Consider the following 12007-nt stretch of genomic DNA (forward strand, 5'->3'; position numbering starts at 1 on the left):
ATTTCGGTGGCGCGCGCCCCTTCGAGCGATGACGACCCAGGACACCCAGGACACTCAGGACCTCATCGACGCGCTCCGGAACGCCGACGCCGTCCAGTTCGGCGAGTTCGAACTCTCCCACGGCGGCACGAGCGAGTACTACGTCGACAAGTACCTCTTCGAGACGGACCCGACCTGTCTCGAGGCCATCGCCGGGGCCTTCGCCGACCGCGTCGGCGACGACGACAAACTCGCCGGCGTCGCGCTGGGTGCGGTTCCGCTCGCGGCGGCGACGAGCGTCGCGGCCGACGTCCCCTACGTCATCGCGCGCAAGCAGCGCAAGGAGTACGGCACCGGAAACCTGATCGAGGGTCGACTCGAGGAGGGCGAGGAGGTCGTCGTCCTCGAGGACATCGTGACGACGGGGACGAGTCTGGTCGAGGCCATCGAGGCGCTGCGCGAGGCCGGTGCGACGGTAAACCGCGCGCTCGTCGTCGTCGACCGGGAGGAGGGCGGCCGCGAGAACGTCGAGGACGCCGACGTCGAGATGGAGTCGCTGGTGACCGCGAGCGAGTTGCTGGCCGATCGGGACTGATCGCCGCCAGCGGTCACTGCCGGGCCCTGTACCGGCGGTAGACGGCCACCGAGAGCACGAGCGCCAGAACCCCGCCAGCGGTCAGCGTTCCGCCGACGATCCACTGGCCCCGGAAGCCGATCAGCATCGGGCCGAGGGCCACGGCGAACACCCCGGCGTGGACGAGGACCCCGACGGTGACGAACGCGAGCAGGGTCGCCCGATCGATCGACGACATCGCCGCCTCGAGGTCGTCGTCGGCGCCCGGGTCTTCGTTTCCGGACCCGTCGAACGGATCCTCGAGCGGGTCGCCGGCGAAGGGGTCCTCGAAGGGGTCTTCGAACGGATCGTCGTCCGATGGGTCCAGGGGCACGGTGGAGTTTCTCGCCCGGTGGAGAAATCCGTTGGGCCAACAGGCCCGGGCCGTCGCGACCGCGTCCCATCACAACGCTTTTATCCCGCTCGAGACTACGCGTAGCCACGATGGTAGGTGTCCGCTTTACAGGGGCTTTCGCCCGCTTCTAACCACTCACACCTACCGCTCGCTGTGTTTGCGATCGCGACCGCACACAGCGCGGCGGCGAGCGCGGACGCCCGACCGAACTTCTCACCGAAGTTCCCAACCTAGCTACAGCAATGTCAGAACCAGAACCAGAAGCAAACTCACAGGAACGAATCGCAGTAGTACTGCCCGACGGCTCCGAACTCGAGGTCGACGCCGACGCAACCGTCGAGGACTGCGCCTACGAGATCGGCCCCGGTCTCGGCAGCGACACCGTCGCCGGCAAACTCGACGGCGACCTCGTCGCCAAGGAGGAACCCGTCTACGACAGTGCGGAACTCGAGATCATCACCGACGACGGCGGCGAGGAGTACCTCCGCGTGATGCGCCACTCCGCCTCGCACTGTCTCGCCCAGGCCGTCGAGCGGCTGTACGACGCCGAGGAGGTCAAACTCGCGATCGGTCCGCCGACGGACGAGGGCTTCTACTACGACTTCGACAACCTGGACGTCGACGAGGACGACCTCGAGGAGATCGAGGCCGAGATGGAGGAGATCGTCGAGGCCGACTACGAGATCGAACGCGAGGACGTCTCGATCGAGGAAGCCGAAGAGCGCCTCGAGGACGAACCCTACAAACTCGAACTGCTCTCCGAGTTCGCCGACGAGAACGACCAGGTCTCGTTCTACAGGCAAGGGGAGTGGGAGGACCTCTGTGCCGGTCCGCACGTCGACTCGACGGGCGAGATCGGCGCGGTGAAACTGCTCGAGATCGCTGGCGCGTACTGGCGCGGCGACGAGGAAAACGAGATGCAGACCCGCATCTACGGCACCGCGTTCGAGGACGAGAGCGACTTAGAGGAGTTCCTCGAGCGGAAACGCGAGGCCGAGAAACGGGATCACCGGCGGATCGGCAACGACATGAACCTCTTCTCGATCCAGGACGTCACCGGACCCGGCCTCCCGCTGTATCACCCGCCGGGCAAGACCGTCCTCAAGGAACTCGAGGACTTCGTCGAGGATCTCAACCAGGACGCCGGCTACGACTACGTCGAAACGCCTCACGTCTTCAAGACGGACCTCTGGCACCGCTCGGGCCACTACGAGAACTACGCCGACGACATGTTCATCTTCGACGTCGGCGACGACGAGTTCGGTCTGAAGCCGATGAACTGTCCGGGCCACGCCGCCATCTTCCAGGACCAGTCCTGGAGCTACCGCGACCTCCCGATCCGGTACGCCGAGAACGGGAAGGTGTATCGGAAAGAACAGCGCGGCGAACTATCGGGGCTCTCCCGGGTCTGGGCCTTCACCATCGACGACGGCCACCTGTTCGTCCGCCCCGACCAGATCGAACAGGAGGTCGAGGAGATCATGGGGATGATCACGGACGTTCTCGAGACGTTCGACCTCGAGTACGAGATGGCGCTGGCCACCCGCCCCGAGAAGTCCGTCGGGAGCGACGAGATCTGGGAGAGAGCGGAGGATCAGCTCCGGAGCGTCCTCGAGGACCACGGCCACGAGTACGAGATCGAGGAGGGCGACGGGGCCTTCTACGGCCCGAAGATCGACTTCGCGTTCGAGGACGCCATCGGCCGCTCGTGGGACGGCCCGACGGTCCAACTGGACTTCAACATGCCCGAGCGGTTCGACCTCTCCTACGTGGGCGAGGACAACGAGGAACACCGCCCCGTGATGATCCACCGCGCGCTGTATGGCAGCTACGAGCGGTTCTTCATGATGCTCATCGAGCACTTCGAAGGGAAGTTCCCGCTCTGGCTCGCGCCCGAACAGGTCCGCGTGCTACCGATCTCCGACGAGAACCTCGAGTACGCCCGCGAGATCGCGGCGGAGTTCGACGACTTCCGCGTCGAGGTCGACGACCGCGACTCCACCTTGGAGCGCAAGATCCGCGCGGCTCACGACGATCGGGTCCCCTACCAGATCATCGTCGGCGACAACGAGGAGGAGGCCGGCAACATCTCGGTGCGCGACCGCTTCGAGGACCAGGAGTACGACGTCGAGATCGAGGCGTTCAAGGAGCATCTCGAGGACGAACGCGACGAGCAGCGGCCCCAGCCCGACTTCCTGCAGGACTGACGACGGGATCGAGCCGGCCCGGTTTCGAACCACGTTCGTGGATACCAAACCACGTCCGGTGATCGAAATACCCATAGTTGCGGAATCGTGCATACCTATATGAACCGCGCCGAGAAGGCCGCCCTCCAGTTGCGGGCGGTCGACGTGTTGCGAATGCTCAAAGAGACCCGGACGTACGAGGAACTCGCCGAGACGACGGGGCTCCCCGCGGGCGACCTCAACCGCTACGTCAACGGCCACGTCCTCCCGGGCACGGATCGTGCCCGCGAGGTGGTCGAGGAACTCGGCCGCGAGGCATTGGCCGGCGAACTCGACGCCCGCATCCGGGTCGACGACGAGGGGTACGTCGACAACTCCGAGACCGTCTTCGACCAGTCCTTCCTCGATCTAGTCGCGCCGGTCGTCGCCAACGGCTTCGATTTCGGCCGCCCCGACGTCGTGCTCACCGCGGCGACCGACGGAATCACGCTCGCCGCTTCGCTGGCCAGTTACTACGGGACTCGCTGTGCCTACGCGAAGAAGAGCAAGGAGACCGCCGTCGAGGAGTTCATCGAGGCCCGCGAACGGCTCCAGTCGGGGATCGAACTCACTTACTACCTCCCAGCGGGAGCCATCGACGCCGGTGAATCCGTCCTCGTCGTCGACGACCTCATCCGCTCGGGGGAGACGCAGGAACTCCTGCTCGATATCGTCGACGCCGCCGACGCCGAGGTCGCCGGCGTGTTCGCGCTCATCGCCGCCGGCGACGACGGAATCGAACGCGCCCGTGAACAGACCGACGCGCCGGTCGGCTCGCTGACGAGCGTCTGAACCCACGATCGACGTTTCGACACCCGTCTTCTCCCCGATCGAACCGTCCCGTTTCGACCGTCTCAGCAGCAGTCACCCCTCGCGTTCGGCTTCGACCGTCCCGTCCGACTCGAGTTCGTCGAACAGCGCCGACACTCGCTCGCGTACCTCCTCGCGGATCTCCCGGACGCGCTCGAGGTCTTCTTCACCTGGGTCCGGGAGGTCCCAGTCCCGAACGTCCACCCCGGCGTCGAGTTCCAGCGTCGAACACCCCATCGTTGCGACGCGATCGCAGGTCTCGAGCGTCTCGGTCGAGACCTCCTGTGGCGTGCGGTCCGAGAGATCGAACCCCTCTTCGGCCATCGCCTCCGCGACTACCTCGTGTACGTCGTCGACCGGGTGGGTTCCGCCGGTGACGATCTCGAGGTCCTCGAGGCCGCGATCCGCCTTCTCGCGCTCGGCGTAAGCAGTTGCCATCTGGCTTCGTCCCGCGTTCCGGACGCAAACGAAGGCGATTCGACGGCCGGAGTTCGGTTCGGAATCCATGCGGAAGAGGACGGCGGGCGCTTACCTAACGGTTCGTATGTGTGTTCCTGTGGGATACGTTCGCACGGGTATCGCACGGGTATCGAGTTCGGACGGAAAGTAGTTCGAGGCCCGAAGAAACGACCGAAAACGGTAGTTACCGGACGATCGTCACCGGCACCGGCGAGCGACGGGCGACCGTCTCCGCGACGCTCCCGAGCAGGATCCGACTCGCACCCGTCCGGCCGTGGCTCCCGACCACGATGTGGTCGACGTCGTGGGCCCCGGCGTAGTCGACGATCGACTGGGAGACGCCGCCGACGACCTGGTCGGTTTCGATCTCCCGGCCGTACTCCTCGGCCTCCCGGCGGGCCTGCTCGAGGATGTTGTCGGCCTGGGTCTCGTGGTGTTTGCGGATCTCGTCGTAGTTGGCCATGGCACCGCCCTCGATCCCGGTCGCCGCGTAGAAGTCGCCGGGGTCGAGGACGTGGATCGCGGTGATGTCGGCGTCGGGATACTCCGTGCAGGCGAACTCGAGTGCCTGAGTCGACCGTTCCGATTCGTCGACGGGGACGAGAACGTGATCCGTCATATCCGGGCGTACGCGACGTTCCCGCTTAAGTATGGGTGTAGCTACCGGTCGGCGGGAATTCCGATAAAAAACGCGATATCAGCGACGCCGGTGAGCCGACGTTACTTCGCTCGACCCTGACCGCCCGTGTTGGACGGTCGGACCTTCTCGGCGCCCTTGCCACGGTTGTTGAGGCCGCGGTTGTCCTTGCCCGCGTTGGTCAGCCCGCGGAAGGCGCGGTTCCGGTGGGCGTCGTCGCAGATCCAGTTGAGGTCGTCGTCGTTCTCGATCGCCGGGTGGTTCGGATCCACGAGGATCACTTCGAACCACTTCTGGGAGCCGTCTTCGCCGACCCAGTAGCTGTTGAGCACCCGCAGGTTGGGGTACTTCCGGGAGACGCGCTCCTCGCCGATGCGCTGGATGTTCTTCCGGCGACCGATGCGGTTGACGCCCTGGCGCTTCGACCGGCGACCGGCCGTAAAGCGCTGCTTTCGGGCGGTACCCTTGCGGACCGAGACCCGAGCGACGACGATGCCCTGCTTGGCCTTGTAGCCGAGTTCGCGGGCCTTGTCGAGTCGCGTCGGGCGTTCGATCCGCTCGATCGCGCCCTGGTCGCGCCATTCCTGTTTTCGCTGCCACTGCAGTTCCCCGAGCTTGCCCTCGTCGGGGTCCTTCCAGGCTTCCTTGATGTGAGAGTAGAAGCTTTTTGCCATGGTTATCACCCGCGGGCGTTTCCTGGTTCAATCCCGAACGGGGATCACATCCCGACCTGTGGCGGCGTCGATGCCGAACAGGTGCCCGCTGGCGCCCGCGACCCAGCGAGTCGTCGAAACGTACCCAGCGGCGGTGTATAAGCGCTTCGAACCGCCCTGACCCTGTCTCGCCCTCTCGAGCGGCCGGCGAGCGCCTCCGGGTCGAGCCGTCTCGGTTCCCTCCATCGACCCACTACTCGAGTCTCGGTCCGAGCGCACGGCGTTCGTTCTCGATCCGGTGATTCAATCGGGATACGAAGCCGAAAACCACTGTTTCGGTCCCCGATCGGAGCAGACTCCAACCGCGAATTTAGTATAGCTACATATAGTTTATAGTGTCGATTGACGCTCCCCGAATACGGACCACTGCTGGAGAGTATCGCACGGAGTGGACGTCTCTCCGCCGAAATCCCGCCGAGCGAGAGATCAGGTCCGAAGAAATCGGTCGGCTAACAGTCGGCTGCCTGGTCCGCGTGGGCCTCGATATTGGTCCAGACCTCCTCCATGAGTTCGCCCGTCTTGGCGACGAGTTCGTCGACCTCGCCATCGGCGTCCGCGGGCGCACACCCGAGGTCACGGATCGCCTTCGTCGCCGAGACGTGATAGACGTGTACCTCGTCGTCGGCGTCGGTCTCGTAAACCGCGGTCGTACAGGGGAGCATACCGGCCAGGGACTGGTCGATCGCGATCGCGTCGCGGGCGATCTCCGGATGACACATCACGAGCAGGGCCGTCCGTTCCACCTCCTCGCCGAGCATTCCCTCGATCATCCGGTCCAGATGCGTCACCTGCACCGTCTCGAAATCGGCCAGTTCGTGTTCCAGCTGGACGAACGGCACCGCGTCCTCGAAGTCCATCTCCAGCGTGGTGTGCAGGGCCTCTTCCGCGGTCGGTGCAGGCAGGCGATTCGCCCCGGAGTCCGTCGCGTCGCTCATGAGGTATCGTCCGCTCCGGGGATGCAAAAACGTGCGGGCGTCGGGGGTCTCCCCGTCGAGTCGGCGCCCTGCCTCGATCACGACGGACCCGAACGACGGTCGTTACGCGAACTCCTCGACGGTCTCGAACGCCCCTGAGGCGATCGCGTCGGCGACCTCGTCGCTCGAGAGGTCCTCGGCGCTCGGCACCTCCTGGGGGTACTTCCGGCGGAAGTAGCCGATCGCGTTGTCGACGTCGCGGGCGAGGAACTCGTCGGCGTTCTCGTGGTCCGTCGGGACGGCCTGGGGCCAGTCGAAGACCGTCACGCCCGATTCGTCGACGAAGACGTTGTACTCGCTCATGTCCGCGTGAACGTAGCCGCCCTCGTAGGCACGTGCGATCTCGGAAAGGAGCAGATCGAGGACGTCTAACACCTGCTCTGACTCGAGTTTCGTCCGTGAGAGCTCGACGCCGTCCATCTTCTCCATGACGATGGCGTGGCGGTTCTGGTCGATCGGCCGCGGGACCGAGACGTCGGGGTACAGCTCCTCTAGGATCTCGTACTCGCGTTCGGCAGCCTTCCGGGCGGTGTACATCCAGGAGACGTGTTCCTTGTCCGACGCGTAATCGCGCTCCTTGTGGACCTCCCGGAAGTTCGTATAGCCCTCGCGGTGATACTTCAGCGCCAGCGGTTTGTAGGAGCGAACCTCGTAGACGTCGCTTTCCTTGCCAACGCCCAGCGGCGAGCCGAACTCGCCGATCGTATCGCGCTGGACCAGCGCTCGCAGCGCCAGGGCGTCGTACCCCTCGAACTGGAGGGTATAGCCCTCGTACTGGATCGTTTTCTTCTCGACGAGCCCGCGCTTGAGACAGCGCTCGAGCCGGTACTCGACCTCTTCGTCCGTCATATCGGCGAATTTCGGGAGCTTCTCCCGTTGCACCCACTCGGAGAACCGCATCCCCTGTTCGACCCCCGAAAGGAGATAGAAGTCGGCTTCCTCGAGTTCGGGGAGAAGCTCGGCGACGTTCCGCACCATGGCTCGGAGTAGCCGTCCGGTACGTAAAAACGTCGTGACCCACGGAGGGTCTCGAGCGACCCCCCGACCTCGCTCCCGAGACGGCGATCATCCCTCGAAAACCTCCGCCAGTTGCTCTCGCATGAATTCCCGGCGGTACTGGCGGCGTTCCTCCTCCGAGAGGTAGTTCTTCATGACGACCGAGGAGTCGGAACTCCCCTGTTCGGCGGCGATCACGTCCAGGTTCTCCCGGAGGTTCTTCATCGCCTGGTTGTAGGTGGTGTACCAGAACCGCCGTCCCATCTTCGAGGTCGGCAAGTCACCCTGTACGCGGACGCCGGCGTCCTCGGCGAGTCGCTGGAACCGTGCCTGGACCGTCTCGCCCGTGATGTGGCCGCTCGCGGAGCGACTCGAGGGGAACAGGTATCCCGACCACCCGGAGTCTTCGTCGAGTCTATCGATCCGGGCGGCTAGCTTCGACGTGCCGTAGATCAACGCGACGGTTCCCGGCCCGTTCTTTCGCTCGTCCCCGAACGCGATGTGGGGGTCTTCGCCCTCGAGGACCAGTTGCGAGGTGTGTAACGCGGCGACCTCGTTTCGGCGCAACCCCCAGGCACAGAGCGCGAGGACGACCAGTTCCTCGCTCTGGGAGTCGGCCGCGTCGTACAGCCGACCGACCTGCCGGCCCGTGAGGGCGGCGTTGTCCGGCTCCTCGCGGGACCAGTTGTACTCCTCGTCGATGCGTTCGACGGGGTTGAACGCGGCCTTGGCCCGCCGTTCGAGGTGCTCGTAGAACTGGCTCACGTCGCTGAGATACCGGAGTTTCGAGGCGTCGGTCCCCAGTTCGTAGTTGAGTTCGTCGAAGACGACCAGCGCACGCCGGATCTCGTCGCTCTCGTTGGACGCGTCGGCGGCCCGGTCGACGAGGTCCGCCTCCCCGTGGACCTCCCGGTAGATCCGGGCGTAGGTCGCGAGCCGGGACTGTTTGGTCTGGACCGTCGACGTCGCGAGTTGTCGCCGTCGCTCGAGCGTTTCCAGGTACGACTCGAGTTCGGCGATGGTGGTTTCGTCGTCGATCCCCCACCGGTAGGACGCCGACGATCCGGGTTCCTCGTAGCCGACGGTCGCGAGGAAGTCCGTCAGCGACATGTCGTGGTGCTCCCGCAGGGCGTAGGCGATCCCGGAGTAACCGGCGTCGGCGACCTGACGATAGGAGGGCCGCTCCGTGAGGTCGACCCCGGAACGCTCGAGGTCGGGTTCGATCTCCTCGGTCCAGAACGACTGGAGCTCTTCCAGGGACATCCGCGACCAGCGGATCGTTTGGCCGCCGCTCATCGGTGCCCCTCGCTGACGGGGGTCTCGAGAAGTTTGCTGGTCGGTGCTCGCTCTCTCGTGAGGGTGGCCCGATCCGCCGTGAATCCCGGCCGCCGGACCGAGAATGAATGCCCGTTTTCACCGGTTCGACCCCAGGGGTCGTGTTCGTATTCGGCGTCTCCTGAGGACGGTCCGTCGACACCGGCTGACTCACTGGTCGTCATCTCCTACCGCCACGTACCGATGACAGTCACGTAAAACTACTGCTTAATCGGTTGTCGTGTAGTGGACAAACGACTCAAGTAACAGTTCTGGGCTGAGGGCGAAATACGTCCAATGGGGCCTGTAAGCCCCAATTTCTGGAGTATTGGGGGTTGGTGATACTGAGTCGAGTGACGGGTCGGCGGGCTATCCTTCGTCACTTGCAGTCAGTGGTGCCGGTCGTCACGGGTGGTCGAGAACGCGAGCGACAGAGGTACTCCGGCAGCGATCCAATTTGCTGGGAACCGAACGGTCGCCACCACCGATATCGGCACCGGCACGCGGGTTACCCGAGGTCGGTCGGGAATCGCCTCGAGCAAGCGCGGTGTCCGCGAGGCCCGGGAACGCGTGGACAATCGATGAGGTGCCGACGGAAAGGGAGACTACAGTCGCCCCCTAACGGCAGGGGTCGGACGTGCTGGTACGAACTGTGCTAACGCGTGGTATCGGCCGGAACGCTTCGAGAAACGGCTCGAGATCGTTGCGGACCGATACCTCGGGGGAGGTTCGGAGACGTCGAAGCCACTGGCGGATCGGCAACGGCTCGTTGCGAAAGCGTGCGTAGGTCGGTCCACGAAGTGGTCGTCGAGACCGGCCGGTCGACGGTGGATAGGCCGGGAATCGTCGCTTTCCGTCGGACGTCCGCCCGGGTCGTCGGAGTAGCCAAAGCACGGTTTCGTCTCGAGCGACTACTCGAACCGGTAGCGCCGTCCATCGGTACGGCCGAACGGAGACGCGGTCGAGATAGACCGCTCGAGATTCCGTCCATCGTCGACGATCCTCACGTCGTCGGAGTGGTCCAGGGACTTTCGGTGCTTGTTCGTCGATCACAGGAGCCTCCGATCGGCCGAATCACTCCCAAAGAGGATCGCACAGACTGGAGTACCCGCCGCAAGGTGGGGAACGTTGCCTCCGGGGAACCGCCATTGCCGAAATCCCCTGGGGGAATCCCACTCCTGGGCTGGGAGGAGCTCAAGGTGCCGCTCGAGGCTGGACCGATGCTCGCCCCGAGACGAGAGCGTCCCGGGAGACCGTGGTACACGACCGGTGGATAGTCCGGGGAACGGGTCCTGGGATTGGGGGACTCCGTTTGCTCCGTGAAGGGTCCGGCGCTTGCTTTCGACGATCCTTCTCGAGTCCCTTGGCTATCTCCCTCTCGAGTGCTGTGTTTCGAGCGTCCGTCGGGAACTCGCTTCGACGGTCAGGAAACGCATAAACTGATTAGTGCTATATCTTTTCGTGACCCTCGTTGAGCACTCGTTTTGCGAGGAAACTACCCGGAGAGTACTTCCGGAGCGGAATTACTCCAGACCAGTATCAACCGACCGCGTGCGGGGACCGAGCGCCGTATACGCAACCGTTGGCGTGTTCGGCGTGCGGACGACTGGGAAGCCACGAAGTCGTTCATTCCGCCATGCACTCGTCCCACCGACACTCTTCGACGGGCATCGTCAACTCGAACACCGTCCGCGATCGCCCACCCGGAGCCTCCACGACCACTGCGACGTCGTCCCCCGGGGACGCAGATCGAACGCTGACACTATTCGCATTCCCATCGTCCGTGATCGGGAATTCAACCTCGCCGGTCCCGTCGCCCGTCGCCCAGATCACCTCCTTTTCGCCGTTCACGAGCACACTCCCGTCAAGAACCGTCACCGTTGTGAACTGACGAACTGTACGAAAGGGAGTCAACTCCTCGAGAACCGGGACGTCGGATCGACCGGTCACACGACGTGAACACGGAGAACTCCCGAGGGCGGAGTCCAGCCGCCTTCGACCGTCCGCAGATTGGAGTTACGGGGCCGGGACCCCATCGGAATCGATTTCCACGTTGCTCGCATGAGGTCGACCATGACGGAACTCGCCGAACGCGAGTGGCGACTGATACGGGACGACCCTCGAGACGGGGCCACCCAGATGGCGCTCGAGGAGATCGCCGCCGAGCGCGCCCTCGAGGACGACGTCCGGACGGTCCGGGTCTACTCCTGGGAGCCGAGTACGCTCTCGCTCGGCTACCGCCAGGACGCCGCCTCGATCGACTGGGAGTACTGCGAGCGCGAGGGGATCGACGTCACCCGGCGACAGACCGGCGGCGGCGGCATCTACCACGACCGGTACGCCGACATCTCCTATACGATCGTCGCGCCCGCGGACGAGGTGCCCGGCGACCTGATGGACTGTTACGCGCTGTTTTGCGAACCGATCCTCGAGGCGTTCGACCGGATGGGCGTCGATGCGGACTTCGCGGGGGCCGAACAGGAGTCGATCTACTATCCGTCGTGCTATCTGCGGGACATCAACCCGGCTCACGACGTCGTCGCGCCGGCAAGCGCGGAAGGCGAGACGGGCGAGGCGGGCAAGATCAGCGGCAATGCCCAGTACCGCCAGCGCGACGTCGTCATCCAGCACGGATCGTTGAGCTACGACCTCGAGCCCGAACGCCACGTCGGCGTCTTCGACCCCGAAGACGCGATCGAGCCGGAGACCTTCCTCGACCGCGTCACGAGCATCAGCGAGCAGGCCGGGATCGACCGGGAGGAGGCGGTCGAGGTCCTCGGGGACGCGCTGGCCGACTGGTGTAACGCCCACGAGGGCGAGTGGCGCGCGGACGAACTCGAGCGAGCGGCCGACCTCGCGGCGCGCAAGTACGGGAGCGACGCGTGGGTTCGTGACCGCGAGGCCCTCGAGGCGGACGGCGGGGAACGGTAGC

At 64.9% G+C, this 12007-nt stretch carries 11 protein-coding genes; 4 read left to right on the forward strand and 7 right to left on the reverse strand.

Going from position 1 to position 12007, the window contains the following annotated elements:
* Positions 1-28: 28 nt before the first annotated feature.
* Positions 29-574, forward strand: a complete 546-nt coding sequence (gene pyrE / locus BM113_RS17645; protein ID WP_089789347.1) for an orotate phosphoribosyltransferase — start codon at positions 29-31, stop codon at positions 572-574.
* Between the two features lie 13 nt (positions 575-587).
* Here the strand turns inward: pyrE and BM113_RS17650 are convergent, their stop codons facing one another.
* Positions 588-926, reverse strand: a complete 339-nt coding sequence (locus BM113_RS17650) for a DUF7322 domain-containing protein (protein WP_089789348.1) — start codon at positions 924-926, stop codon at positions 588-590.
* Between the two features lie 263 nt (positions 927-1189).
* Between BM113_RS17650 and thrS the strand changes: the two genes are divergently transcribed.
* Together thrS and BM113_RS17660 are read left to right on the forward strand one after the other, a co-directional pair.
* The gene (thrS, locus tag BM113_RS17655; protein WP_089789349.1) at positions 1190-3154 is read left to right on the forward strand and encodes a threonine--tRNA ligase; all 1965 of its coding nucleotides are present in this window, start codon (positions 1190-1192) and stop codon (positions 3152-3154) included.
* Between the two features lie 99 nt (positions 3155-3253).
* The gene (locus BM113_RS17660) at positions 3254-3964 is read left to right on the forward strand and encodes a phosphoribosyltransferase family protein (RefSeq protein WP_089789350.1); all 711 of its coding nucleotides are present in this window, start codon (positions 3254-3256) and stop codon (positions 3962-3964) included.
* Between the two features lie 72 nt (positions 3965-4036).
* Here BM113_RS17660 and BM113_RS17665 read toward each other — a convergent pair whose 3' ends face one another.
* The 6 genes from BM113_RS17665 to BM113_RS17695 all read right to left on the reverse strand — a co-directional run bounded on the left by BM113_RS17665 (position 4037) and on the right by BM113_RS17695 (position 9057).
* Positions 4037-4489, reverse strand: coding sequence for an arsenate-mycothiol transferase ArsC (locus BM113_RS17665; protein WP_089789351.1), 453 nt, complete (start codon positions 4487-4489; stop codon positions 4037-4039).
* Positions 4490-4625: 136 nt separating this feature from the next.
* On the reverse strand, positions 4626-5060 hold the full coding sequence (locus BM113_RS17670; RefSeq protein ID WP_089789352.1) for a universal stress protein: 435 nt from the start codon (positions 5058-5060) through the stop codon (positions 4626-4628).
* Between the two features lie 101 nt (positions 5061-5161).
* Positions 5162-5752 carry a 50S ribosomal protein L15e gene (locus tag BM113_RS17675; RefSeq protein ID WP_089789353.1) on the reverse strand — a complete coding sequence of 197 codons (591 nt, stop codon included), beginning with the start codon at positions 5750-5752 and terminating at the stop codon, positions 5162-5164.
* Positions 5753-6240: 488 nt separating this feature from the next.
* Positions 6241-6726, reverse strand: coding sequence for a DUF302 domain-containing protein (locus BM113_RS17685; protein ID WP_089789415.1), 486 nt, complete (start codon positions 6724-6726; stop codon positions 6241-6243).
* A gap of 102 nt (positions 6727-6828) precedes the next feature.
* A complete protein-coding gene (locus BM113_RS17690) occupies positions 6829-7743 on the reverse strand; it encodes a serine/threonine-protein kinase RIO2 (RefSeq protein ID WP_089789354.1) in 915 nt (304 codons plus the stop codon).
* 87 nt (positions 7744-7830) lie between these two features.
* Positions 7831-9057 (reverse strand): tyrosine-type recombinase/integrase, encoded by a 1227-nt coding sequence (locus BM113_RS17695; protein WP_177209207.1) that lies wholly within the window; start codon positions 9055-9057, stop codon positions 7831-7833.
* 2091 nt (positions 9058-11148) lie between these two features.
* On the opposite strand from BM113_RS17695, the gene BM113_RS17710 reads away from it, so the two are divergent.
* A complete protein-coding gene (locus BM113_RS17710; protein ID WP_177209208.1) occupies positions 11149-12006 on the forward strand; it encodes a lipoate--protein ligase family protein in 858 nt (285 codons plus the stop codon).
* The last annotated feature ends 1 nt before the right edge of the window (position 12007 follow it).

This window comes from Natronobacterium haloterrestre (assembly GCF_900112205.1).
GTDB lineage: Archaea > Halobacteriota > Halobacteria > Halobacteriales > Natrialbaceae > Natronobacterium > Natronobacterium haloterrestre.

Excerpts from the sequence above, each read along its gene's own strand:
- BM113_RS17670 (WP_089789352.1), bottom strand. The coding sequence starts at position 5,060 with ATGACGGATCACGTTCTCGTCCCCGTCGACGAATCGGAACGGTCGACT.
- thrS (WP_089789349.1), top strand. The coding sequence starts at position 1,190 with ATGTCAGAACCAGAACCAGAAGCAAACTCACAGGAACGAATCGCAGTA.
- BM113_RS17675 (WP_089789353.1), bottom strand. The coding sequence starts at position 5,752 with ATGGCAAAAAGCTTCTACTCTCACATCAAGGAAGCCTGGAAGGACCCC.
- BM113_RS17685 (WP_089789415.1), bottom strand. The coding sequence starts at position 6,726 with ATGAGCGACGCGACGGACTCCGGGGCGAATCGCCTGCCTGCACCGACC.
- pyrE (WP_089789347.1), top strand. The coding sequence starts at position 29 with ATGACGACCCAGGACACCCAGGACACTCAGGACCTCATCGACGCGCTC.
- BM113_RS17710 (WP_177209208.1), top strand. The coding sequence starts at position 11,149 with ATGACGGAACTCGCCGAACGCGAGTGGCGACTGATACGGGACGACCCT.
- BM113_RS17690 (WP_089789354.1), bottom strand. The coding sequence starts at position 7,743 with ATGGTGCGGAACGTCGCCGAGCTTCTCCCCGAACTCGAGGAAGCCGAC.
- BM113_RS17665 (WP_089789351.1), bottom strand. The coding sequence starts at position 4,489 with ATGGATTCCGAACCGAACTCCGGCCGTCGAATCGCCTTCGTTTGCGTC.
- BM113_RS17695 (WP_177209207.1), bottom strand. The coding sequence starts at position 9,057 with ATGAGCGGCGGCCAAACGATCCGCTGGTCGCGGATGTCCCTGGAAGAG.
- BM113_RS17660 (WP_089789350.1), top strand. The coding sequence starts at position 3,254 with ATGAACCGCGCCGAGAAGGCCGCCCTCCAGTTGCGGGCGGTCGACGTG.